This window comes from Streptomyces sp. NPDC048671 (assembly GCF_055587045.1).
Genome location: NZ_JBVJHB010000001.1, coordinates 900,919 through 924,794, shown reverse-complemented (window position 1 = coordinate 924,794; position 23,876 = coordinate 900,919). Strand labels below are relative to the sequence as shown.

General features: G+C 71.5%; 19 protein-coding genes. 16 read left to right on the top strand and 3 right to left on the bottom strand.

The genetic code is table 11. The features are described from left to right. The first annotated feature begins 30 nt into the window (after positions 1–30). From ACZ6S6_RS04250 to ACZ6S6_RS04235, 4 genes are all read left to right on the top strand, one after another. A complete protein-coding gene (locus ACZ6S6_RS04250; RefSeq protein ID WP_469703759.1) occupies positions 31–3,291 on the top strand; it encodes a S41 family peptidase in 3,261 nt (1,086 codons plus the stop codon). A 164-nt stretch (positions 3,292–3,455) separates the two neighbouring features. Further along, entirely contained in the window at positions 3,456–3,815 is a 360-nt protein-coding gene (locus ACZ6S6_RS04245) for a histidine triad nucleotide-binding protein (RefSeq protein WP_362962625.1), read from the top strand. Positions 3,816–3,829: 14 nt separating this feature from the next. Next, positions 3,830–4,738, top strand: coding sequence for a ribonuclease Z (locus tag ACZ6S6_RS04240; RefSeq protein ID WP_469703756.1), 909 nt, complete (start codon positions 3,830–3,832; stop codon positions 4,736–4,738). A gap of 34 nt (positions 4,739–4,772) precedes the next feature. Beyond that, complete coding sequence (locus ACZ6S6_RS04235; protein WP_469703754.1) at positions 4,773–5,765, top strand: adenosine deaminase; 993 nt, start codon at positions 4,773–4,775, stop codon at positions 5,763–5,765. Here ACZ6S6_RS04235 and ACZ6S6_RS04230 read toward each other — a convergent pair. Further along, on the bottom strand, positions 5,750–7,078 hold the full coding sequence (locus ACZ6S6_RS04230; protein WP_362962631.1) for an MFS transporter: 1,329 nt from the start codon (positions 7,076–7,078) through the stop codon (positions 5,750–5,752). The genes ACZ6S6_RS04235 and ACZ6S6_RS04230 overlap by 16 nt on opposite strands. 368 nt (positions 7,079–7,446) lie before the next feature. Between ACZ6S6_RS04230 and ACZ6S6_RS04225 the strand changes: the two genes are divergently transcribed. From ACZ6S6_RS04225 to era, 9 genes are all read left to right on the top strand, one after another. Next, positions 7,447–8,553, top strand: coding sequence for a carbohydrate kinase family protein (locus ACZ6S6_RS04225; protein ID WP_362962633.1), 1,107 nt, complete (start codon positions 7,447–7,449; stop codon positions 8,551–8,553). 132 nt (positions 8,554–8,685) lie between these two features. Continuing rightward, positions 8,686–10,815 (top strand): PhoH family protein, encoded by a 2,130-nt coding sequence (locus ACZ6S6_RS04220; RefSeq protein WP_469703751.1) that lies wholly within the window; start codon positions 8,686–8,688, stop codon positions 10,813–10,815. 9 nt (positions 10,816–10,824) lie between these two features. Beyond that, positions 10,825–11,322 (top strand): rRNA maturation RNase YbeY, encoded by a 498-nt coding sequence (ybeY, locus tag ACZ6S6_RS04215; protein ID WP_362962637.1) that lies wholly within the window; start codon positions 10,825–10,827, stop codon positions 11,320–11,322. Then, a complete protein-coding gene (locus tag ACZ6S6_RS04210) occupies positions 11,319–12,611 on the top strand; it encodes a hemolysin family protein (RefSeq protein WP_362962639.1) in 1,293 nt (430 codons plus the stop codon). The genes ybeY and ACZ6S6_RS04210 overlap by 4 nt, the downstream gene beginning before the upstream one ends. After that, positions 12,608–12,961 (top strand): MmcQ/YjbR family DNA-binding protein, encoded by a 354-nt coding sequence (locus ACZ6S6_RS04205; protein ID WP_362962641.1) that lies wholly within the window; start codon positions 12,608–12,610, stop codon positions 12,959–12,961. The genes ACZ6S6_RS04210 and ACZ6S6_RS04205 overlap by 4 nt, the downstream gene beginning before the upstream one ends. Positions 12,962–13,053: 92 nt before the next feature. Further along, a complete protein-coding gene (locus ACZ6S6_RS04200) occupies positions 13,054–13,407 on the top strand; it encodes a cytidine deaminase (protein ID WP_362962643.1) in 354 nt (117 codons plus the stop codon). A 161-nt stretch (positions 13,408–13,568) separates the two neighbouring features. Continuing rightward, the gene (locus ACZ6S6_RS04195) at positions 13,569–14,939 is read left to right on the top strand and encodes a WxL domain-containing protein (protein WP_469703747.1); all 1,371 of its coding nucleotides are present in this window, start codon (positions 13,569–13,571) and stop codon (positions 14,937–14,939) included. An 89-nt stretch (positions 14,940–15,028) separates the two neighbouring features. After that, the gene (locus ACZ6S6_RS04190) at positions 15,029–15,982 is read left to right on the top strand and encodes a WxL protein peptidoglycan domain-containing protein (protein ID WP_469703882.1); all 954 of its coding nucleotides are present in this window, start codon (positions 15,029–15,031) and stop codon (positions 15,980–15,982) included. Positions 15,983–16,045: 63 nt separating this feature from the next. Continuing rightward, positions 16,046–17,020 (top strand): GTPase Era, encoded by a 975-nt coding sequence (gene era, locus ACZ6S6_RS04185; RefSeq protein ID WP_362962649.1) that lies wholly within the window; start codon positions 16,046–16,048, stop codon positions 17,018–17,020. Between the two features lie 85 nt (positions 17,021–17,105). Here era and ACZ6S6_RS04180 read toward each other — a convergent pair whose 3' ends face one another. Next, entirely contained in the window at positions 17,106–17,372 is a 267-nt protein-coding gene (locus tag ACZ6S6_RS04180) for a protealysin inhibitor emfourin (protein ID WP_362962651.1), read from the bottom strand. Between the two features lie 34 nt (positions 17,373–17,406). Then, positions 17,407–18,483 carry a M4 family metallopeptidase gene (locus tag ACZ6S6_RS04175; protein ID WP_469703743.1) on the bottom strand — a complete coding sequence of 359 codons (1,077 nt, stop codon included), beginning with the start codon at positions 18,481–18,483 and terminating at the stop codon, positions 17,407–17,409. A 325-nt stretch (positions 18,484–18,808) separates the two neighbouring features. Here ACZ6S6_RS04175 and leuA point away from each other — a divergent pair, with 325 nt between their 5' ends. From leuA to ACZ6S6_RS04160, 3 genes are all read left to right on the top strand, one after another. Next, on the top strand, positions 18,809–20,605 hold the full coding sequence (leuA, locus tag ACZ6S6_RS04170; protein WP_362962655.1) for a 2-isopropylmalate synthase: 1,797 nt from the start codon (positions 18,809–18,811) through the stop codon (positions 20,603–20,605). A gap of 213 nt (positions 20,606–20,818) precedes the next feature. Continuing rightward, complete coding sequence (locus ACZ6S6_RS04165; RefSeq protein ID WP_469703741.1) at positions 20,819–21,523, top strand: TerB family tellurite resistance protein; 705 nt, start codon at positions 20,819–20,821, stop codon at positions 21,521–21,523. 235 nt (positions 21,524–21,758) lie between these two features. Then, complete coding sequence (locus ACZ6S6_RS04160; protein WP_469703880.1) at positions 21,759–23,801, top strand: MMPL family transporter; 2,043 nt, start codon at positions 21,759–21,761, stop codon at positions 23,799–23,801. Positions 23,802–23,876: the final 75 nt, after the last annotated feature.

The following is a 23,876-nucleotide window of genomic DNA, read 5'->3' as shown; positions in this document are numbered from 1 at the left end:
GGGGCCCGGCCTCGGCCTAGGGTGATCGATGTGACGCAGCCTTCCTACCTCCGCTATCCCCATGTCCAGGGCGACCTGATCGCCTTCACCGCCGAGGACGATGTCTGGCTGGCGCCGCTCGACGGCGGCCGAGCCTGGCGAGTCAGCGCAGACAACCGACCCGTCACCCAGCCGCGGATATCTCCCGACGGCACCCTCGTCGCCTGGACGTCCACCAGGGACGGGGTGCCCGAGGTGCACCTGGCCCCCGTCGACGGCGGCCCCTCCAGGCGGCTGACGTACTGGGGCGACGCGCAGACAGCCGTGCAGGGCTGGACGCCCGAGGGCGACGTGCTGGTGATCAGCGCCCAGGGCCAGGTCTCGCTGCGCCGCACCTGGGCCCGCGCCGTACCGGTCGACGCGGGCCCCGCGCGGACCCTGCCGTACGGGCCGGTCGGATCCCTCGCGTACGGGCCCGGCGGACGGATTCTGCTGCTCTCGGCCACCATGGGGCGCGAGGCCGCCAAGTGGAAGCGCTACCGGGGCGGCACGGCCGGCAAGCTCTGGATCGCCACCGGGGAGACACCCGGCGACGGGTCCCCGCAGGAGTTCGTACGGGTCAACGAGGAGCTCGACGGCAACATCGAGTGCCCGATGTGGGTGGGCGAGCGCATCGCCTTCCTCTCCGACCACGAAGGCGTCGGAGCGCTCTACTCCTGCCTCCCCGACGGCACCGGCCTGCGCCGGCACACCGGCGTCGAGGGCTTCTACGCCCGGCACGCCACCACCGACGGCACCCGGGTCACCTACGCCAGTGCCGGAGAGCTCTGGCTCCTCGACAGCCTGGACGGCGACGAGCCCCGCCGCCTCGGCATCCGGCTCGGCGGCCAGCGCGCCGACCTCCAGCCGCACCCCGTGCACGCCGGCAGCCATCTGAGCGCCGCGTCCCCGGACCGCACCGGCCGCGGCAGCGCCGTCGGGTCCCGCGGAGCCGTCCACTGGGTCACCCACCGCGAGGGCCCGGCCCGCGCACTCGCCGTCGAACCCGGCGTACGGGCCAGGCTGCCCCGCACCTTCCAGGCCGACGGCGACCAGCACGTCGTCTGGGTCACCGACGCCGAGGGCGACGACGCGCTGGAGTGCGCACCCGCCACCGGCACCTCGCCCGACGCCGTACCGCGCCGGCTCGCCGCGGGCCGGCTCGGCCGGGTCCTCGACCTGGCCCCCGCCCCCGACGGCAGCCGGTTCGCCGTCGCCGCCCACGACGGCCGCGTACTGATCGTCGAACGGGAGAGCGGCGAGGTCCACGAGGTGGACCGCAGCGAGCACGGCGACGCCTCCGGGCTCGTCTTCTCACCCGACTCCTCCTGGCTCGCCTGGTCGCACCCCGGCCCCGAACCGCTGAGCCAGGTCAAGCTCGCCCACCTCGCCGATCTGACGGTGTCCGACGCCACCCCGCTGCGGTTCCGGGACTTCGCACCCGCCTTCACCGCCGACGGAAAGCACCTGGCCTTCCTCTCCGAGCGGGCCTTCGACCCGGTCTACGACTCACACGTCTTCGACCTGGCCTTCATCGGCGGCTGCCGGCCGCATCTGCTGACGCTCGCCGCGACCACCCCCTCCCCGTTCGGGCCGCAGCTCCACGGCCGCCCGACCGAGCGGGAGAAGAGCGCCGAGGGCGACGACAACCCCACCGCGCTCCCGGTCACCCGCATCGACCTGGACGGCCTCGCCGACCGGATCGTGCCGCTGCCCGTCGAGGCCGCCAACTACTCCTCGCTCAGGGCCGCGAAGGACGGGCTGCTCTGGCTGCGCCACCCGGTCACCGGAGTCCTCGGCACGAGCGGGGCCACGCCCGACGCCCGCCGCCCCGAGACCGTGCTGGAGCGGTACGACCTGGAGAAGCTGCGCTGCGAGGAACTCGCCTCCGACATCGCCCGGTTCGCGGTCAGCGGCGACGGCAGGCGGCTGGTGCTGCACAGCCACGGCAAACTGCGCGTCGTACCGTCCGACAGCCGCGTGCCGGGCGGCTCCGATGACGACGACGGCGAGGGCAGCATCACCGTCGACCTCTCCCGGATCCGCCGCACCCTGGACCCGGCCGCCGAATGGCGGCAGATGTACGACGAGGCCGGCCGCATCATGCGGGACAACTTCTGGCGCCCCGACATGGGCGGTGTCGACTGGGCCGGCGTCCTGGACCGCTACCGGCCGGTGCTGGAACGCGTCGCCACCCACGACGACCTCATGGACCTGCTGTGGGAGGTACAGGGCGAACTCGGCACCTCCCACGCCTATGTGAGGCCGTCCGGCGGATGGCACGACGACTCGGCCCGGCAGGGGCTGCTCGGCGCCGACATCTCCCGCGCGGACGACGGGAGCTGGCGCATCGACCGGATCCTGCCGTCCGAGACCTCCGACCCCGCGGCCCGCGCACCGCTCGCCGCACCGGGCGTCGCCGTCCGCGCCGGGGACGGGATCCTGGCCGTCGACGGCCACCCCGTCGACCGTGTCACCGGCCCCGGACCGCTGCTCACCGGCTCGGCCGGCCACCCGGTCGAGCTGACCGTCTCACCGGCCGACGGCGGCGACCCGCGCCATGTCGTCGTCGTACCGGTCGCCGACGAGGAGGCGCTGCGCTACCACGCGTGGGTCGCCGACCGGCGCCGTTACGTCCACGAGCACTCCGGCGGACGCCTCGGCTACATCCACATCCCCGACATGGCCGGACCTGGCTGGGCCCAGATCCACCGCGACCTGCGCACCGAGGTCGCCCGCGAGGGGCTGGTGGTGGACGTACGGGAGAACCGCGGCGGCCACACCTCGCAGCTGATCGTGGAGAAGCTGGCCCGCCGCATCGTCGGCTGGGACCTGCCCCGCGGCAGCCGGCCCCAGAGCTACCCGGGCGACGCGCCCCGTGGGCCGGTCGTCGCCGTGGCGGACGAGTTCTCCGGTTCGGACGGCGACATCGTGAACGCGGCGATCAAACTGCTGGGCATCGGCCCGGTGGTCGGCACCCGCACCTGGGGCGGTGTGGTGGGCATCGACAGCCGCTACCGGCTGGTGGACGGCACCCTGGTCACCCAGCCGAAGTACGCCTTCTGGCTGGAGGGGTACGGCTGGGGCGTCGAGAACCACGGCGTCGACCCGGACGTCGAGGTCGTCATGACGCCGCAGGACCGGGCCGCGGGACGGGATCCGCAGGTCGACGAGGCGATCAGGATCGCGCTGGAGTCGCTGACCCGGACCCCGGCGAAGACGGCCCCGCCACTGCCCGAGCCGCGGAACCAGAGCCCCTCCGGAGCACCGTGACCGAGGCCCCGCCCCGGACCCCGCGCCTCAACCGCCGGCGAGGCCGAACATTCGAGCCCCTCCGGCGGTTGAGGAGCGGGGGTACGGGGCAGCGCCCCCGAAAAGGCCCGCGCCCCGCCCGCTAGGCTGCCCCCGTACGGATCACCGAGACTGAGGAGCACCCCGTGGCAGGAGAACCGCAGCCCGACTGCCTGTTCTGCAAGATCGTCTCCGGTGAGATCCCGGCCACCATCATCCGGGAGACCGACACCACCGTCGCCTTCCGCGACATCAACCCCCAGGCCCCCACCCACGTGCTCGTCATCCCGCGGCTCCACTACCCGGACGCCGCGTCCCTCGCCGCCGCCGAACCGCAGGTCCTCGCCGACGTCCTGCGCGAGACCGGAGAGGTCGCCGCCGACGAGAAGATCGTGGGCACCGGCTACCGGGTCGTGTTCAACACCGGCGCCGGGGCCGGGCAGACCGTCTTCCACACACACGCGCACGTCCTGGGCGGCCGCGGCCTCCAGTGGCCGCCCGGCTAGGGCGGTCCCGCACCGTGTCCGCACGTGAACTCGTCGTCCTCGGCACAGCCAGCCAGGTCCCGACCCGGCACCGCAACCACAACGGCTACCTGCTGCGCTGGGACGGCGAGGGCCTCCTCTTCGACCCCGGCGAGGGCACCCAGCGCCAGATGCTGCGGGCCGGCGTCGCCGCGCACGACATCAACCGGATCTGCGTCACGCACTTCCACGGCGACCACTCGCTCGGCCTGGCCGGGGTGATCCAGCGGATCAACCTCGACCAGGTCCCGCACCCCGTCACCGCGCACTACCCGGCGAGCGGGCAGCACTTCTTCGACCGGCTGCGGTACGCGACCGCCTACCGCGAGTCCGTCGAGCTGACCGAGGCCCCGGTCGCCGCCGACGGACCGCTGGCCACCACGGACGCGTACACCCTCAGCGCCCACAAGCTCTCGCACCCCGTCGAGTCGTACGGCTACCGCCTCGTCGAACCCGACGGGCGCCGCATGCTGCCCGCCCGGCTCGCCGAGCACTCCATCGCGGGACCCGACGTCGGCCGGATCCAGCGCGAGGGCTCCCTCGGCGGTGTCACGCTCGACGACGTCTCCGAGCGCAGGCGCGGACAGCGGTTCGCGTTCGTCATGGACACCAGGCTCTGCGACGGCGTGCACGCGCTCGCCGAGGGATGCGACATGCTGGTCATCGAGTCGACCTTCCTCGACGAGGACGAACGGCTGGCCACCGACCACGGCCACCTGACCGCCGGACAGGCGGCCCGGGTGGCGCGGGAGGCGGGCGTACGGCACCTCGTGCTCACACACTTCTCGCAGCGCTACCCGGACCCCGGAGCCTTCGAGACCCAGGCACGGGCCGCCGGCTTCGAGGGCGAACTGACCGTCGCCCAGGACCTGATCCGGGTCCCGGTCCCCACCCGTCACCAGTAACAGACACCAGCACCACCTGCGTTAGCGAGAAACCGTGCACCTCCCCAAAGCCGAACTCCACCTCCACATCGAAGGAACCCTCGAACCCGAGCTGGCCTTCGCGCTCGCCGCACGCAACGGCGTGCACCTCCCGTACGCGGACACCGAGGCACTGCGCACCGCCTACCTCTTCGACGATCTGCAGACCTTCCTCGACCTGTACTACGCGCTGATGGCGGTCCTGCGGACCGAGGACGACTTCGCCGATCTCGCCGACGCCTACCTCGCCCGCGCCGCCGCCCAGGGCGTACGGCACGCCGAGATCTTCTTCGACCCGCAGGCGCACACCGCCCGGGGCGTCCCGATCGGCACGGTCGTCGAGGGACTCGGCCGGGCGCTGGAGCGCAGCGAGGAGAAGCACGGCGTCTCCACCCAGCTGATCATGTGCTTCCTGCGCGACCTGTCCGCCGAATCGGCCCTGGAGACCCTGGAGGCCGCGAAGCCGCATCTGCACCGGATCAGTGCCGTCGGCCTGGACTCCGCCGAGGTCGGCCACCCGCCCGCCAAGTTCCGTGAGGTGTACGCGGCCGCCGAGGCGCTCGGACTGCGCAAGGTCGCGCACGCGGGCGAGGAGGGGCCGCCCGCCTACATCCGCGAGGCGCTCGACGTACTCGGCGTGGAGCGCGTCGACCACGGGCTGCGCTGCATGGAGGACCCGGAACTGGTGAAGCGGCTGGTCGCCGACCGGGTACCGCTCACCCTGTGCCCGCTGTCCAACGTACGGCTGCGGGCCATCGACACCCTGGAGGAGCACCCGCTGCGGGCCATGATGGACGCCGGGCTGCTCTGCACGGTGAACTCCGACGACCCCGCCTACTTCGGCGGGTACGTCGGGGACACCTTCCACGCCGTCCACGAGGCGCTCGGCCTGGAGCGCGAACAACTGCGCACCCTGGCCCGCAACTCCTTCGAGGCGGCCTTCCTCGACCACGACGAGGAGCGCCGGGCGCGCTACCTGTCCGAGGTCGAGGCCTACGTGTTCGACTGACCGTCCCCGCCGGCCGTCCGGAACGCGCTCCTGACCAGGCGCCTGCGGCGCAGCTCGGGCAGGCTGAGCTCCGTGACGGCCTGCTCGGGCGCGCCGAGCCAGGGCACGGCGCCCGGCACCGAGCCGGTGGTGACCGCGAGCAGGGCCGCCGGAGCACCGCCCCTGCGGCGCACCGATCCCAGTACCAGCGGGCGGCTACCGGTGTGCAGGGCGACAGCCGTCACCGGGACGGCGACCAGCAGGGTCGTGGCGCCAAGGATCAGCCCCATCGTCGGGTAGCCGAACTCCTCGGACAGCACGCTGCCCAGCAGCGGCCCGCAGGCCAGGCCCAGGGACGAGGCCGAGCCGGCGAGGACCGCCCAGCGGCCGCGTACGTCCAGTGACGCGGCCAGGCCGATCAGATACGACAGGACCACCGGGTAGAAGGCATTCCAGATGATTTCTCCGGTCGCGAACGAGCCGAGGTCGCCCGCCGACGAGCTGAGCACGATGCCGGCCGCGATGATCACGGTGCCGAGGCCGATCGGCATCGCGCGCCCGAGCCGTGCGCCCAGCAGCCCGGCGCCCATCACTCCGAGCAGACCGGCGCCGAGCGCGGCGGCGAAGACCGCTCCCGTGGTGACCTCGGAGAGCCCCGCCTGAACCACGCCGATGCGGCTGCTGACGCCCCACAGCGCGTTCTGCGCCATCGACCAGACGAGCATGCCGCCCGCCAGCACCAGACCGGAGCGGCGGTGCGGCAGCCGGCCGGAGGCGGGGGCGGCGGGGCCTGCGGACACCGGGGCGTCCAGCCGTGAGGTGGCGAGGCAGACGAGGAGCGCGGTCACGGCGATCGAGGCGAACGGCAGCCGGTGGCCGCCGCCCAGATGAGGGATCGTCAGGTAGAGGACGCCCGCGGTCGCGGAGACACTGAGCAGCCCGAGCGACGAGGTCCGGTGCGGATCGCGCTGGGTGGCGATGCCCGCCGCGGCGACCGCGGTCGCCGTACCGGAGCCGAAGCCGCCGACCATCACACCCATGACCACCAGCGGCACGGAACCGGCCAGCGCCGCGCAGCCGTAGCCCAGCGCGGCCAGCACCAGCCCGATCCGCGCGGGCCTGCGCGGCCCGTACGTCTCGACCCGGCCCGCCAGGCAGAACCCGGCGGTCGCCGAGCTCAGCAGCAGCGCACTGCCGACCAGGCCGGCCTGGGCGGCGCTGAGACCCAGATGGGCGGAGAGTCTCCCCAGGATGGTGGGGAGCAGATTAGCGGCGAGGTAACCGGCGGTGAACACGGCAACCAGCGGCCACGCGGCGCGAGGGCGCGAGGACATGGGCGTTCCTGAAGACATGCCAGAGGAGGCGGAGAAGACAGCGAGGGGTTGGCACGTCCAGCAGTAGGACGCACCGAGGCACACATGAGGAAAATGCGTGGAAATGCAGAAAATACGGAGAAGGCGACACACTCGCCGGAAACTGCCCCCAACGGTGCTCGCGGGCCAATTTGTATCAAGTGCTCCCGGCCGACCGAAAGTCGCCACGCTGTGATCTGAGCCACTTATGTGTTTGCCACTTTAATATGCGGGTAGCAAAGCATGTTTATGCAGGTCAGGCTCTGTGTGTACGGACTCGGCGCGGACCACCCGGACGGTCGAGTGAATCGGGCACACTGGCCGGAACTGCCACGACCGGGGAGTGCAAGGTGAGCACTGGGATTCCAGGAATCGACCCACTGGACGGACTGCGCGCACCGCAGGACCCGGACTGCGACGTCTTCCTCACCGGCACGGTCTTCCTCGACATCATCTTCACCGGCCTGGACAGCGCCCCCGTGCGCGGCACCGAGTCCTGGGCGCGCGGCATGGGCTCCAGCCCCGGCGGGGTCGCCAACATGGCCACCGCACTGGCCCGGCTCGGCCTGCACACCTCACTGGCCGCGGCCTTCGGCGACGACCACTACGGCGAGTACTGCTGGGACGCGCTGGAGCAGGGCGAGGGCATCGACCTCTCCATGTCGCACACCGTCCGCGGCTGGCACTCCCCGGTGACCGTCTCCATGGCGTACGAGGGCGAGCGGACGATGGTCTCGCACGGCCACGAGGCCCCGCCGCCCGCCGCGCCGGGCCCGGCCACCACCGCCGCCTTCCCGCAGTGCCCGCCGCGGGCCCGCGCCGCCGTCGCCTCGCTCGTCCCGGGCCGCAGCGAGCCGTGGGTGGCCGCGGCGGCCCGCCGCGGCGCCATGGTCTTCGCCGACGTCGGCTGGGACGAGACCGGCCGCTGGGACCTGGCCGGCCTGACCGACCTGGCGCACTGCGAGGCGTTCCTCCCCAACGCGGAGGAGGCCATGCGCTACACCCGCACCGACTGCCCCCGCGCCGCCGCGCACGCGCTCGCCGAACACGTACCGCTCGCCGTCGTCACACTCGGCGCCGAGGGCGCCTACGCGGTCGACGCGGTCACCGGGACCGCCGCCGAGGTCCCCGCGATCGAGGTCGAGGCGCTCGACCCGACCGGCGCGGGCGACGTCTTCGTCGCCGGCTTCGTCACCGGCACCCTGGCCAACTGGCCGCTCGCCGACCGGCTCGCCTTCGCCGGACTCACCGCCGCCCTCTCGGTCCAGGAGTTCGGCGGCTCGCTGTCGGCCCCCGGCTGGGCGGAGGTCGCCGCCTGGTGGCAGCAGGTCCGCACCTGCGCCGACCAGGACCCGGCGGCGCTCCAGCGGTACGCGTTCCTCCAGGACCTGCTCCCGTCGGCGGCCCGCCACTGGCCGCTGCGCAGGGCCGTCCCGACGATCGGCTTCCGGCCGTGACCGGCCCGGCCGCTTCCGCGCGTGAAAACCTCTCGGTGTTGTCGGTACGGAGTCGTACGCTTGGTAGTCCAGAGGTTGTCGAGCAGCGACAGCCCTGCAACGGGAGGTATGCGCAGGCCCGAGGGCCGGCCCATGACTCAGACACCCACACAGCCGCAGGCGCGTGCCCGCATCAGGATTCCGGCCGCACACCCCATGGTGATGCTCCTGGGATCGGGCGACTCGCTGCTGCGCGTGATCGAAGCGGCGTTCCCGGCAGCCGACATCCACGTCCGGGGCAATGAGATAAGCGCGACGGGGAACACGGCGGAAATCGCCCTGATCCAGCGCCTGTTCGACGAGATGGTGCTGGTGCTCCGCACCGGTCAACCGATGACGGAGGACGCCGTGGAACGTTCGATCGCGATGCTCAAGGCCAGCGACAACGGCAAGGCGGACGGCACGGAGACCCCGGCCGAGGTGCTCACGCAGAACATCCTCTCCAGCCGCGGCCGCACGATCCGCCCCAAGACGCTCAACCAGAAGCGGTACGTCGACGCGATCGACAAGCACACGATCGTGTTCGGCATCGGCCCCGCCGGTACCGGCAAGACCTACCTCGCCATGGCCAAGGCCGTCCAGGCGCTGCAGTCCAAGCAGGTCAGCCGGATCATCCTGACCCGGCCGGCGGTCGAGGCGGGCGAGCGGCTCGGCTTCCTGCCCGGCACGCTCTTCGAGAAGATCGACCCGTATCTGCGCCCGCTCTACGACGCGCTGCACGACATGCTCGACCCGGACTCGATCCCGCGGCTGATGGCGGCGGGCACGATCGAGGTGGCGCCGCTGGCTTATATGAGGGGCAGGAGCCAGCCTGTCTTCACCAACGTCCTGACGCCGGACGGCTGGCGGCCCATCGGTGCCCTTCAGGTCGGAGACCTGGTCATCGGCTCGAACGGTGAGCCGACCCCCGTCCTCGGCGTGTACCCGCAGGGCGAGAAGGACATCTATCGCGTCAGCGCCCAGGACGGTTCCTGGACCTTGTGCTGCGACGAGCACCTGTGGACCGTTCGCACGGCATCGGACAAGCGCCGGGACAAGCCGTGGCGGGTCCTGGAGACCAAGGAGATGATCGGCAACCTTCGCGCGGCACGCGCACGCCGCTACGAGCTGCCGATGCTCACCGCGCCGGTCAGCCTGCCCGAGCGCGAGGTTCCGATGGACCCGTACGCGCTGGGTCTCCTGCTCGGCGACGGCTGCCTGACCGGATCGACGACCCCCTCGTTCGCCACGGAGGATCCTGAACTGGCCGAGGCGCTGGAGGGCTCGCTGCCGGGCATTTCCGTACGGCACAAGGGCGGGCCCGACTACGTCCTGAACAGGGTGAAGGCTCCGGGCGACGTGGTCACGCTGGAGAACCCGGTCACCCGTGTCCTGCGGGCACTCGACCTGGTCGGGACACGCTCGCATTCCAAGTTCGTCCCGGACTCCTACCTCTGCAATGCCGCCGACGTCCGCCTCGCCGTGCTTCAGGGGCTGCTCGACGCGGACGGCGGTCCGGTCACTCAGGCGGACCGCACCTGCCGCGTTCAGTACACGACTGCATCGATCATGCTGCGCGACGACGTGGTTGCCCTCGTGCAGTCACTCGGCGGTGTCGCGTACACCCGTCGCCGGGCTGCCGAAGGGCGTGCACCTGGGCGGGCCAAGGGCCGCGAGGTGCATCACCGCTACGACGCGCACGTCGTCGACATCCGGCTCCCCGAGGGCATCGAGCCCTTCCGCCTCGCCCGTAAGGCGGAGAAGTACCACGAGGCAGGCGGCGGCGGCCGTCCGATGCGTTTCATCGACAGCATCGAACCGGCCGGTCGTGAGGAGTCCGTGTGTATCCAGGTGGCGGCGGAGGACTCGCTGTACGTCACGCAGGATTACCTGCTGACGCACAACACGCTCAATGACGCCTTCATCATCCTCGACGAGGCGCAGAACACCAGCGCCGAGCAGATGAAGATGTTCCTGACCCGGCTGGGCTTCGACTCGAAGATCGTCGTCACCGGTGACGTCACCCAGGTCGACCTGCCGAACGGGACCAAGAGCGGTCTGCGCCAGGTGCAGGACATCCTGGAGGGCCTCGACGACGTGCACTTCTCCCGGCTCACCTCCCAGGATGTCGTCCGGCACAGGCTGGTCGGCCGTATCGTCGACGCGTACGAGAAGTACGACAGCCAAGTCGAACAGGACGGCCGGGCCGGCAAGGGCCAGGGCCGCCACAACGGGAAGCAGTAGCAGCGCACCATGTCGATCGACGTCAACAACGAGTCCGGAACCGAGGTCGACGAGCAGGCGATCCTCGACATCGCCCGCTACGCACTCGCCCGGATGCGGATCCACGCGCTCTCCGAGCTCTCGGTGATCGTGGTGGACACCGGCGCCATGGAGCAGCTCCACATCCAGTGGATGGACCTGACGGGCCCGACGGACGTCATGTCCTTCCCGATGGACGAGCTGCGTCCGCCGGCCAAGGACGACGAGGAGCCCCCGCAGGGGCTCCTCGGCGACATCGTGCTCTGCCCGGAGGTCGCCAAGAAGCAGGGTGAGGACGCCGAGACGCAGCACTCCATGGACGAGGAGCTCCAGCTCCTCACCGTCCACGGGGTGCTGCACCTGCTCGGCTACGACCACGAGGAGCCGGACGAGAAGGCCGAGATGTTCGGCCTCCAGGCGGCGATCGTCGACGGATGGCGCGGTGAGCGCGGTATGACCGGTCCGTCGCCCGCACCCACCGTCTCGTGAGTCTGCCGCTCGTATTCGGGGTCGTCGTGCTGGTCGTCGTCGGCTGGCTGGCGGCGTGTGCCGAGGCCGGTATCGCGCGCACGTCGAGCTTCCGCGCGGCCGAGGCGGTCCGCTCGGGCCGTCGCGGCAGCGACAAACTGGAACAGGTCGCGGCCGATCCGACCCGCTATCTCAATGTCGCCCTGCTGGTGCGGGTCGCCTGCGAGATGTCGGCCGGGGTGCTGGTCACGTACGCCTGTCTGAAGGAACTCCCGGAGACCTGGGAGGCGCTGGCCGTCGCCATGGGGGTGATGGTCCTCGTCTCCTACGTCGCCATCGGGGTCTCGCCGCGCACCATCGGCCGCCAGCACCCGCTGAACACGGCCACGGCGTCGGCGTACGTCCTGCTGCCGCTGGCCAGGGTCATGGGCCCCGTCCCGCAGCTGCTGATCCTCATCGGCAACGCGCTGACGCCGGGCAAGGGGTTCCGCAAGGGACCGTTCGCCAGTGAGGCCGAACTGCGGGCGATGGTCGACCTCGCCGAGCAGGAGTCCCTGATCGAGGACGAGGAGCGCCGCATGGTGCACTCCGTCTTCGAACTCGGCGACACCCTGGTGCGCGAGGTGATGGTGCCGCGCACCGACCTGGTCTGCATCGAGCGCTACAAGACGATCCGGCAGGCGCTCACCCTCGCGCTGCGCTCCGGTTTCTCGCGGATCCCGGTCGCCGGGGAGAACGAGGACGACATCGTCGGGATCGTCTATCTCAAGGACCTGGTCCGCAAGACGCACATCAACCGGGAGTCGGAGGCCGATCTGGTCTCCACGGCGATGCGCCCCGCCGCGTTCGTGCCCGACACGAAGAACGCCGGTGATCTGCTGCGCGAGATGCAGCAGGACCGCAGCCACGTCGCGGTCGTCATCGACGAGTACGGCGGCACGGCGGGCATCGTCACCATCGAGGACATCCTGGAGGAGATCGTCGGCGAGATCACCGACGAGTACGACCGCGAACTCCCGCCGGTCCAGGAGCTGGAGAACGGCTGCTTCCGGGTCACCGCGCGCCTCGACATCGGGGACCTCGGAGACCTGTTCGGCCTCGACGAGTACGACGACGAGGACGTGGAGACGGTCGGCGGGCTGCTCGCGAAGGCGCTGGGCCGGGTCCCGATCGCAGGGGCCTCCTCGGAGGTGGAACTGCCCGACGGGCGGCGGCTGCGGCTGACCGCGGAGTCCCCGGCGGGCCGCCGGAACAAGATCGTCACAGTGCTGGTGGAGCCGCTGGCTCCGCAGGAGGAGGCGGCGGCATGACCCCGAAGGAGCTGAGGGCGTTCTGCCTGGAGTTCAACGCGAGCGCCGAGGAGTTCCCGTTCGGGCCGGAGGCGTCCGTCTTCAAGGTGCTCGGCAAGATGTTCGCGCTGAGCTCCCTGGAGGCGCGGCCGCTGACGGTGAACCTCAAGTGCGACCCCGACGAAGCGGTGCGGCTCCGGGAGGAGCACGAGGCCGTCGCGCCGGGGTGGCACATGAACAAACGGCACTGGAACACGGTGACGGTGTCGGGGTTGCCGGACGCGAGGCTGCGCGAGCTGATCGAGGACAGTTACGACCTGGTGGTGGCGGGGCTGCCGCGGGCGGAGCGGTTGCGGCTGGACCGGGGGTAGGGGCGTTTCGGGGGCTCTGTGTCTCCGGGCCCCCGCTCCTCAAGCGCCGGAGGGGCTTGGTTTCGCCTCCGGGCGCTTCGTATGCTCGGCACATGACCGATAGCACCGACCTCGGCGCCGAGGACCGCAAGATCGTCACGCTGGCGCGCAGCGCCCGCGCCCGCAACGGTGTGCCGGAGGGCGCGGCCGTACGGGACGAGACCGGACGTACGTATGTGGCGGGCACGGTGCAGCTGGAGTCGCTGCGCCTCAGCGCGCTCCGGACGGCCGTCGCCATGGCCGTGGCGAGCGGCGCCACCTCGCTGGAGGCGGCCGCGGTCGTCTCCGAGGCCGAGACGCCGTCGGAGGAGGACCGTGCCGCGGTACGGGACCTGGGAGGGGCGGACACCCCGGTGCTGCTCGCCGGACCGGACGGGGTGCTGCGGCTCAGCGTGACGGCGGGCTGACCTCCGCACACCAGGTGCGGGAGCATGGATCTTGACAGTATCTGATGGCACATCAGTCAGCGCGTTTCGATCCCATTGACTTCTTTTCGGCCGGAGTCATCAATGGCCCCCTGCCGGCGCGGAAGAGCCGCTGCGCCGCAAATCCCGCAGGAGGGGGCTCCATGAGTCCAGCCATTCGAAGATCCGACAGCCCGGGGACGCGGCGCCGAAGCCGCCGCTGGGCCGCCGCGCTGGGTGTGGGCGCGCTCGTCGTCACCGGGGGAGGACTGCTCGCCGGGCCCGCCCAGGCCATGGCGGCGGCATCCGTGGCGGTGGACTTCCCGACCCACTGCATCCCGCCCGCGATCGCCGGGATCCCGCCGATCGACGGGACGACGTCCGCGCAGATCAGCGTCGACAACGCGGCCCCGAAGGTCGGCGACACGGTCAAGGTGACGTACACCGTCGTCACACCGGCCGCGAGCAACCCGGTCGACCTGGCGCTGCCCGCCGACATCATGACGCCGACCGGCAAGGTCACCGTCGCCGGTGCGCAGTCCACCGACATCACGGTGGCGGGCCCGAAGAAGAACGACCCGGTGCCCGGCAAGGGCGCGTTCCCGTCGTTCGCCATGACCGGCACCTTCAAGGTCACCGCGCCCGGCGAGATCACCCTCTCGCCCGGCGACTACAACATCCACACCAGCTACATCATGGAGCTGGACACGCCCTGCACGGTCACCGATCCGCCCGCGCCCGTCTCCCAGACGATCATCGCGACGGACGGCGCCGGTCAGGTCAACGAGCGCGCCATCCAGCTCGGTACGGCCTCCGGCGCGGCCGGTGACCAGGTCACCGTGACCGGGTCGAAGTTCACCGCGGGCGCGGCCGTCACCCTCGCCGGCCGGGCCGGGGACGCCCTGACCGGCGACACGGCGACGGCCACGGCGGACGGATCGGGTGCCTTCACCGGACAGCTGACCGTCAACGACCCGGCGACCACCGCGATCGTCGCCTACGAGGGCGCCGGCTGGGACGCCGCCAAGGGTGCGGGCCCCCAGGCCTACACCGTCACCGGCGGCGGCGGAGGGGAGACACCGGACGGCAGCCAGAAGCTGACCTCGTCCGTCAAGGCGGGCACGCTCTCCATGTCGCAGGCCGGGGACTCCGTCGAACTGTCGGCGGTCGACTTCGGGCAGGGCGGCGCATCCACCGGCGCCCTGCGGACCGTGACGGTCAAGGACTTCCGCGGCGGCCCCGCGGGCTGGTCGCTGACCGGAAAGGTCACCGACTTCAAGGGTCCGGCCGGTGCCACCATCGGCGCCTCCGCGCTCGCCTGGAGCCCGGCCTGCACGGCGAAGGCCGGCAGCCCGAGCACCTGCGCGGCGGGTTCCGAGGGTTCGGTCGGCAGCGCGGGAGCCACCCTCGCCTCCACGCCGAACGGCGCCTTCACCGGCGGCGAGTTCACCGTGGACGCCGGGCTGTCACTGGACGTGCCGGCGTACTCCGCCACCGGCACCTACTCCGGAGTGCTCACACTCACCCTGACGTGAGCCGGTAAGCACCGATCCACCGGTGGGCCGGGCGCGCACCCGGCCGGTCCACCACCCCGCCCATGCGTGCACCCTGGGGGCCCGCCACCGTGCGCAAGCTGTCCGTATTCCTGTCGTCCCTGCTGTCCACAGCCCTGCTCCTGCTGGGCGCCCCCGCGGCCGACGCCGCCGACAACGGCAGCTGGTCGGTCTTCCCGGCCACCGCCGCCACCGGCACCCGGCCGTACTTCTATCTCTCGGCCGACCCCGGAGCCACCCTCACCGACAAGGTGACCGTCAAGAACAAGACCGGCGACCCGCTGACCTTCCGGCTGTACGCGGCCGACGCGTACAACACCGAACGCGACGGCGGATTCGCGGTCCGCGCGCAGAACGAGAAGCAGCGCTCCGTCGGCGCCTGGGCCAGGACCGACCGCGACCGGGTCACCGTGAAGCCGCACGGCTCGGTCACCGTGCCCGTCACGATCAAGGTCCCCGAGGACGCCGAACCGGGCGATCACCCCGGCGCCCTCGTCGCCCTGGACGAGCGCATCGACCCCGCCGACGCGGGCGCCGTGGCCGTCGGCATCCAGAAGGCGGTCGGCGCCCGGATCTATCTGCGCGTCAACGGCCCCACGATGCCAGCGCTCTCCGTCGACGACGTCAAGGTCGAGCACACCCAGCCGCTCGTCCCGGGCACCGGGAAGTCCCGCGCGGTCATCTCGTACACGCTCCGCAACCGCGGCAACGTCACCCTCAGCCCCAAGGTCGCCCTCAAGGCCGAGGGCCTCTTCGGCCGCACCCTGCTCGCCCGCGACCTCAAAAAGATCCCGTCCGAGCTGCTGCCCCGCCAGGAGGTCCGGCTCACCGAGGAGTGGAAGGGCTCGCCGCAGCTGGAGTGGGGCGAGGTCAAGCTGACGGCCAGCGCCCGCGACACCCGCGAGTCCGCCGCCGCCTCGTACTTCGCGCTGCCCTGGCTGGTCGCCGGGGTGCTGCTGGTGATTCTTGCCGGGGGCGCGGGGCTGTGGATACGGGCACGTCGGAGCCGTCGCCGCGCGGCCTGAGAGGAGGGGCCCGGCGGCCCCGCCGGACGCCTTGGTGCGGCAGTGCCGCCGGGATCGGGGACAATGGGCGCCATGAGCGCTCGACCTAACCCAGAAGCTGCTGCGCAGCAGGCTGAGAACACCGCCCCGCACCGGGCCGGCTTCGCCTGCTTCGTGGGCCGTCCCAACGCGGGCAAGTCCACCCTTACGAACGCTCTGGTCGGCCAGAAGGTGGCGATCACGTCCAACCGGCCACAGACCACCCGGCACACGGTCCGCGGCATCGTGCACCGGCCGGACGCGCAGCTGATCCTGGTCGACACCCCCGGCCTCCACAAGCCGCGCACCCTGCTGGGCGAGCGTCTCAACGACGTCGTACGCACCACCTGGGCCGAGGTCGACGTCATCGGGTTCTGCCTGCCCGCCGACCAGAAGCTCGGCCCCGGCGACAAATACATCATCAAGGAACTCGCGGGCATCAAGAAGACGCCCAAGATCGCGATCATCACCAAGTCCGACCTGGTCGAGTCCAAGCAGCTCGCCGAACAGCTGCTGGCCGTCTCCCGCGTCGGCGAGGAGCTCGGCTTCGAGTGGGCGGAGATCATCCCGGTCTCGGCCGTCAAGGACGACCAGGTCGGCCTGCTGGCCGACCTGATCGCCCCGCTGCTCCCCGAGAGCCCGCCGCTCTACCCGGAGGGCGACCTCACCGACGAGCCCGAGATGGTCATGGTCGCGGAGCTGATCCGGGAGGCCGCGCTCGAAGGCGTACGCGACGAGCTGCCGCACTCCATCGCGGTCGTCGTCGAGGAGATGCTCCCGCGCGAGGACCGTCCGGCGGACAGGCCGCTGCTCGACATCCACGCCAACGTCTACATCGAGCGGCCCAGCCAGAAGGGCATCATCATCGGCCCGAAGGGCAAGCGGCTCAAGGACGTCGGCATCAAGTCGCGCAAGCACATCGAGGCGCTGCTCGGTACGCCGGTCTTCCTGGACCTGCACGTGAAGGTCGCCAAGGACTGGCAGCGGGATCCCAAGCAGCTGCGCAAGCTGGGGTTCTGACCCCTGTCGGAGCCCCAGCTCGCGGTTCTGACGCCCGCCGGAGCCCCAGCTCGTGGTTCTGTCGCCCGTCAGCGGTGCGCCGGGCTCACGCGCCCTCCTTCAGGACGCGTGAGACCAGCGCGCGCTGGGCGTCGGTCAGCCGCGGGTCCGCGCAGTGCACGGTCCGGTCGCCGACCGTGATCCGGTAGCCGAAGCCGTCCGGAACGCCGGCCGGCGGGGCGTCCCGGCCGCCGGTGAGCGCCGATTCGGCCAGGGTCTCCCATTCGCGGGCGTCGGCCCGCCCGGAGGTGTCGATCTCGCGGTGGCGTGCGATACCGGCGAAGCCGCCGGTCCTGCTCACCTTGATCCGCATACGGTGTCCTTCCTCGACGGGCGGGCCCTGCTGTCTACGCGGTCGGTACGCCCACCTCCGACCAGGCCTTGAGGACCGCCTCCGCCTCGTCCCCCTCGCCGAACCGGCTGCGTGCCGCCGCGACGGTCAGCCGGGCGAAGGACGCGAAGTCCGCGTCCACCGCCAGTTCACCACCGGTGAGCACATCGAACCAGAGCTGTCCGGCCTTCTCCCAGGAACTGCCGCCGAGCGCGGTCGCCAGCAGATAGAACGCGCGGTTCGGGATACCGGAGTTGAGGTGCACTCCGCCGTTGTCGTCGCCGGTGTGGACGTAGTCGTCCATCGACGCGGGCTGCGGGTCCTTGCCGAGCACGTCGTCGTCGTACGCGGTGCCGGGCGCCTTCATCGAGCGCAGCGCCACCCCCTGGACCCTGGGCGCCAGCAGGCCGGCGCCGATCAGCCAGTCGGCCTGCTCGGCGGTCTGGCCCAGCGAGTACTGCTTGACCAGGGAACCGAACACGTCCGAGACGGACTCGTTGAGCGCGCCGGACTGGCCGTAGTAGCTCAGGTTGGCCGTGTACTGGGTGAGGCCGTGCGCCAGCTCGTGGGCGATGACGTCGATGCAGACGGTGAAGTCCAGGAAGATCTCCCCGTCCCCGTCGCCGAACACCATCTGCTCGCCGTCGAAGAAGGCGTTGTTGTACTTCTCGTCGTAGTGCACGGAGCCGATCAGCGGCAGCCCGTTGCCGTCGATCGAACGCCGCCCGTATGCCTTGAGCAGCAGTTCGAAGGTGGCTCCGAGGCCCGCGTACGCGCGGTTGACACTGGCGTCGCCCGTGGGGTCCTCGCCCTCGGCGCGGACCTTGGTGCCGGGCAGCTCGGTGCCGTGCCGGCAGTCGTACAGGGTGCGGTCCGGTTTGCCGGAACGGTCTCCCTCCGGTGCGGGGGCGACGCGTGGCGGTACGGGGGTCGTGACCTGGCGGCGGGTGCGCCGGGCGGCGTCGGCCTCCAGGGTGCGGCGGGCCGGGCCCGCCAGGACGGGATCGTCGGACTGCGACAGCTTGTCGAGGACGTGGGGCGGCACGATGGTGCAGAGGACGGGGTGGAACCCGTGCTGAGTTCGAGGCTGCATGCAATCGACTGTGGCACTGTGTGATCGCTGTGTCACTGGTTGCCACCAGGATTGATGAAATAGAGTGATCGGTCACCGTTCACCCGTTACCGACGCCCGGTCCCGCATACTGATACGGCACCGACCTCTCGGGCGTTGCTCGGTTACTCTCTTCGCATCATGCGTTTTGGGCTGCTCCTTCTTAGCTGCCGCGGCGAGGGTCTGTAAGTCGTAGGCCGACCCCCTCCCCGCGGAGTCCGGTGTTGCAGCGACACGGTCGGCCTCCCCCGAGCTCTTGAAGAGCAGGGGGACCCCCTCTTTGCCGGACTCCGAGGAGCCCCACGTCATGACCGCAGTGAATCCCGCCCAGGCCCCCGCCGCCGACGCCGTCGGCCGTCCCACGCCGATCACCAACGCCACGGGGCTGCAGAAGCCGTCCGGGATGCCGATCGGCAAGTACGGCCACTACGAGGCGGTCGAGATCCCCGACCGCACCTGGCCGGACCAGCGGGTCACGGTCGCACCCCGCTGGCTCTCCACGGACCTGCGCGACGGGAACCAGGCACTGATCGACCCGATGTCACCGGCCCGCAAGCGCGAGATGTTCGACCTGCTGGTGCGCATGGGCTACAAGGAGATCGAGGTCGGCTTCCCGTCCTCCGGCGAGACCGACTTCGCGTTCGTCCGCTCCATCATCGAAGAGGGCGCGATCCCCGAGGACGTGACGATCTCCGTCCTGACGCAGGCCCGCGAGGAGCTGATCGAGCGGACCGTCGAATCGCTGGTCGGCGCCCACCGCGCCACCGTCCACCTGTACAACGCGACCGCCCCCACCTTCCGCCGCGTGGTCTTCCGCGGCTCCAGGGAGCAGGTCAAGCAGATCGCCGTGGACGGCACCCGGCTGGTCATGGAGTACGCCGAGAAGATCCTGGGCGAGGAGACGATCTTCGGCTACCAGTACAGCCCCGAGATCTTCACCGACACCGAGCTGGACTTCGCCCTGGAGGTCTGCGAGGCGGTGTGCGACGTCTGGCAGCCCGAGGAGGGCCGCGAGATCATCCTCAACCTGCCCGCCACCGTGGAGCGTTCGACGCCGTCCACGCACGCCGACCGGTTCGAGTGGATGTCGCGCAACCTGTCGCGCCGCGAGTTCGTCTGCCTGTCCGTCCACCCGCACAACGACCGCGGCACCGCCGTCGCCGCCGCCGAGCTGGCCCTGATGGCCGGGGCGGACCGGATCGAGGGCTGCCTGTTCGGCCAGGGTGAGCGCACCGGCAACGTCGACCTGGTGACGCTGGGCATGAACCTCTTCTCGCAGGGCGTCGACCCGCAGATCGACTTCTCGCAGATCGACGAGATCCGCCGCACCAGCGAGTACTGCAACCAGATGGAGGTCCACCCGCGCCACCCCTACGCGGGTGACCTGGTCTACACCGCCTTCTCCGGCTCCCACCAGGACGCCATCAAGAAGGGCTTCGACGCCATGGAGGCCGACGCGGCCGCCCAGGGCAAGACGGTGGACGACATCGAGTGGGCGGTGCCGTACCTGCCGATCGACCCGAAGGACGTCGGCCGCAGTTACGAGGCGGTCATCCGGGTCAACTCGCAGTCCGGCAAGGGCGGAATCGCGTATGTCCTGAAGAACGACCACAAGCTGGACCTGCCGCGCCGGATGCAGATCGAGTACTCCCGGATCATTCAGGCCAAGACCGACGCCGAGGGCGGCGAGGTCACGCCGGCGCAGATCTGGACGACGTTCCAGGACGAGTACCTGCCCAGCCCCGGGGACGCCGCGGCGCAGTGGGGGCGCGTACAGATCCGCTCCGGCCAGACCACCACCGGGTCCGACGGCCAGGACACGATCACCGTCGAGGCGACGGTGGACGGCGCGGACACCGTGCTCACCGGCACCGGCAACGGCCCGATCTCGGCGTTCTTCGAGGCGCTGCAGGCCATCGGCATCGACGCCCGGCTGCTGGACTACACCGAGCACACGATGAGCGAGGGCGCGAGCGCGCAGGCCGCCTCGTACATCGAGTGCGCGATCGACGGAAAGGTCCTGTGGGGCATCGGCATCGACGCCAACACCACCCGGGCCTCGCTGAAGGCGGTCGTCTCGGCGGTCAACCGCGCCACCCGCTGACCCCCGCGCCCGAAAGGGCATGAAGCAGTACGGTTCGTGACCCCGCCCACCCGCATCCGGGGGGCGGGGTTCGGCCATCTCCGGGCGGTTGTGACGAGCGAGGTGCTGACGTCCTCCGGTCGATGTGGTTAACATCACGTCAACACGGCAATGTTGCCGTGCGGGTACCTCCCGCGGCCTCGGGGCCACGGGGGAGTCACGGAGGTGTGCGACGTGCGGTCAGCCTTGGGACAACGCGCCATAAAGCTGCGTATCTGCGGCATCCGCACCATGTGGGACACCGTCGGTGACGGCGAGTTCTTCTGCACCGGCTGCGGAGGTGACCGCAACTACCGTCGCCTCACCGGACGTCGCCGGTTCGCCGTCCTGGGCGTGCCGCTGCTGCGGCGCGGCACCGTGGGCCCGGTCGTCGAATGCGCCGCGTGCCACGCCCACTTCGACCCCGACACGCTCGACCACCCCACCACCACCCGGTTCTCCGCGATGCTCAAGGACGCCGTCCACACCGTGGCGCTCGGCGTCCTGGCGGCCGGCGGCACCACCTCCCGCACGGTCCTGGAGACCGCGGTCGCCACCGTGCGCGGCGCCGGGTTCGACGACTGCACACAGGAGCAACTCGCCACCGTCGTCGAGGTCCTCTCCGTCGACATCGGCCACGGCTCGGCGTTCGACCCGGCAGCCGAGGCCTGCGGCGCCGCCCTCGCCATCGAGCTCCACGAGGCGCTGGAGCCCCTCGCCCCGCATCTGGCCCCCGCCGGACGCGAGTCGATCCTGCTCCAGGGCGCCCGGATCGCACTCGCCGACGGCCCGTACAGCCAGGCCGAACGCGAGGTGCTGACCACGGTCGGCGGGGCGCTCCAGCTCCGCGCCGAGGACATCGCCCGGCTGCTCGCCGAGGCGGCGCGTACGCCCTCCTGATCCCTCCGGCCCCGCCCGTACTCCCGCGGGAGTAGGACGGGCGCCGCACCCTCCCCGGAAGTAGCGGGGATGTCGGTCTCCGGCGCGAGGAATCGGCCCCGGCCCGACGGGAGTCTGGACATGAACCAGACACCCGGTCGGAAGGGGGGCTCGTATGAGGGCCGCAACGCAGGACAGTGGCAAGCCGCCACAGCAACAGCCGCAGGCACAAGCACAGGCACGGGGCCGGTGGCGGATGCTGCCCTGGGCGATCGTCGCGCTCTGGGTCGCCGCGATCGCGATCGCCGGGCCGCTGGCCGGCAAGCTCTCGGACGTCCAGGCCAACCACGCCGTCGACTATCTCCCGGCGAGCGCCGACTCCACCCAGGTGGCGAAGATCCAGGAGGCGCTGCCCGGCGGCGAGTCCACCGACCTCGTCCTCGTCTACCACCGCGACGGCGGGCTGACCCCGGCCGACCGCACCGCCGCCGCCCGCCAGACCGCCGAGGTGGCGGCCGGCCACACCCTCACCGCACCCCCGCGCGGTGTCCCCTCCGCCGACGGCACGACCCTGATGTACCCGGTCTCCACGACCGGGCCGGGCCAGGACGACGACGCCCGGACCGCGTTCGTCGACGAGGTGCGCGAGATCGCCAGGGGCGGCGACGGACTGGGCGTCGAGGTCGGCGGGCCGGGGGCGCTGAACACCGACGCGAAGAAGGTGTACGGCTCGCTCGGCGGCCCACTGCTCTACACGACCGTCGCCGTCGTCGCGATCCTGCTGATCCTCATCTACCGCAGCCCGCTGCTCTGGCTGGTGCCGCTCGTCGTCGCGGGCGTCGCCGACGCCCTGTCGATGGCCGTCGTCTACGGACTCAACCGGGGCTTTGACGTCACCGTCACCGGCCAGAGCTCCGCGGTGATGACCATCCTCGTCTTCGGCGCGGGCACCGACTACGCACTGCTGCTGGTCTCCCGTTACCGGGAGGAGCTGACCCGCTTCGCACGGCCGCGCGAGGCGATGGCGGCGGCGCTGCGCGGCTGCGGACCCGCCGTCGTGGCCTCATCGGCGACCGTCGCAGCGGGCCTCCTGTGCCTTCTGGCGGCCGATCTCACCAGCAGCCGCGGAATGGGACCCATCGCCGCCGTGGGGGTGCTGTGCGCGCTCCTGGCGATGCTGACGCTGCTGCCGGCGCTGCTGGTGCTCCTCGGCCGCCGGGTGTTCTGGCCGCTCGTCCCCGCGTACGGCGCCGAGCCCCTGCGGCGGCGCTCGGTGTTCGCCGCCATGGGCGGCTCGGCCGGACGCCGGCCCGTCGCCGTACTCGTGACCGGCGGGGTACTGCTGGGCGCGCTGGCGCTCGGGGTGTTCAACCTGCCCGGCGACCTCAGGCAGGAGGACTCCTTCACCAGCAAGCCCGACTCGGTCGCGGCCATGGAGACACTCGCCGACGCCTTCCCCGGCCGCTCCAGCCAGCCGATCACCGTGCTCGCACCCACCGGCCGGGCCGACGCCGTACTCGCGAAGGCCCGCACCACCGACGGAGTCGCCTCCGCCGAGCGCGGCCGAAGCGGCGGCGGCTGGACCGAACTGACCGTCGTCGCCAAGGACAAGCCCGAGTCCGCGGGGGAGCGGGACACCGTCAACGCCCTGCGCGCCGGCCTGGACGGGGCCCACGTCGGCGGCCCCGGCGCCCAGCAGATGGACCTGGAGGAATCCAGCTCCCGGGACCTGAAGGTCGTAGTCCCGCTCGTCATCCTCTGCGTCCTGCTCATCCTGATCGCGCTGCTGCGCAGCCTCGTCGCACCGCTGCTGCTCGTCACCGCCGTCGTCGCCGTCTGGGGCGCCGCGCTCGGCATCGGCGGGCTCGTCTTCGAACCACTCCTCGGGCTCAAGGGCACCGACCCCGGACTGCCGCTGCTGTCCTTCGTCTTCCTGGTGGCGCTCGGCGTCGACTACGGCATCTTCCTGATGCACCGGGTCCGCGAGGAGTCACGGGCCGGCGCCGAACCCACCGAGGCCGCGCTCACCGCCCTGCGCACCACCGGCGGGGTGATCGCCTCGGCGGGCCTGGTGCTCGCCGGCACCTTCGCGGTCCTGACGAACATGCCGCTGACCTCCCTGGTGGAGATGGGCTTCGTCGTCGCCGTCGGCGTCCTGCTCGACACCTTCCTCGTCCGCACCTATCTCGTCACCTCGGCGAGCGTGGCCCTGCAACGCAGGATGTGGTGGCCGGGGGCGCTCAGCCGGATGCCCGCCGTACCCGCGCCGCGGGAACCGGAACTCGTCAGGGCCCCCTGACAGTGCCCCGCCCCGTACCGGAGGATGGCGGCGTGTCCCGAACCGCGCGCCGCCGCGAGCGCATCCTGGCCGTCG

Excerpts from the sequence above, each read along its gene's own strand:
- era (WP_362962649.1), top strand. The coding sequence starts at position 16,046 with ATGGGCGCCATGAGCGCTCGACCTAACCCAGAAGCTGCTGCGCAGCAG.
- ACZ6S6_RS04180 (WP_362962651.1), bottom strand. The coding sequence starts at position 17,372 with ATGCGGATCAAGGTGAGCAGGACCGGCGGCTTCGCCGGTATCGCACGC.
- ACZ6S6_RS04175 (WP_469703743.1), bottom strand. The coding sequence starts at position 18,483 with ATGCAGCCTCGAACTCAGCACGGGTTCCACCCCGTCCTCTGCACCATC.
- ACZ6S6_RS04220 (WP_469703751.1), top strand. The coding sequence starts at position 8,686 with ATGACTCAGACACCCACACAGCCGCAGGCGCGTGCCCGCATCAGGATT.
- ACZ6S6_RS04230 (WP_362962631.1), bottom strand. The coding sequence starts at position 7,078 with ATGTCCTCGCGCCCTCGCGCCGCGTGGCCGCTGGTTGCCGTGTTCACC.
- ACZ6S6_RS04205 (WP_362962641.1), top strand. The coding sequence starts at position 12,608 with ATGACCCCGAAGGAGCTGAGGGCGTTCTGCCTGGAGTTCAACGCGAGC.
- leuA (WP_362962655.1), top strand. The coding sequence starts at position 18,809 with ATGACCGCAGTGAATCCCGCCCAGGCCCCCGCCGCCGACGCCGTCGGC.
- ACZ6S6_RS04200 (WP_362962643.1), top strand. The coding sequence starts at position 13,054 with ATGACCGATAGCACCGACCTCGGCGCCGAGGACCGCAAGATCGTCACG.
- ybeY (WP_362962637.1), top strand. The coding sequence starts at position 10,825 with ATGTCGATCGACGTCAACAACGAGTCCGGAACCGAGGTCGACGAGCAG.
- ACZ6S6_RS04160 (WP_469703880.1), top strand. The coding sequence starts at position 21,759 with ATGCTGCCCTGGGCGATCGTCGCGCTCTGGGTCGCCGCGATCGCGATC.
- ACZ6S6_RS04195 (WP_469703747.1), top strand. The coding sequence starts at position 13,569 with ATGAGTCCAGCCATTCGAAGATCCGACAGCCCGGGGACGCGGCGCCGA.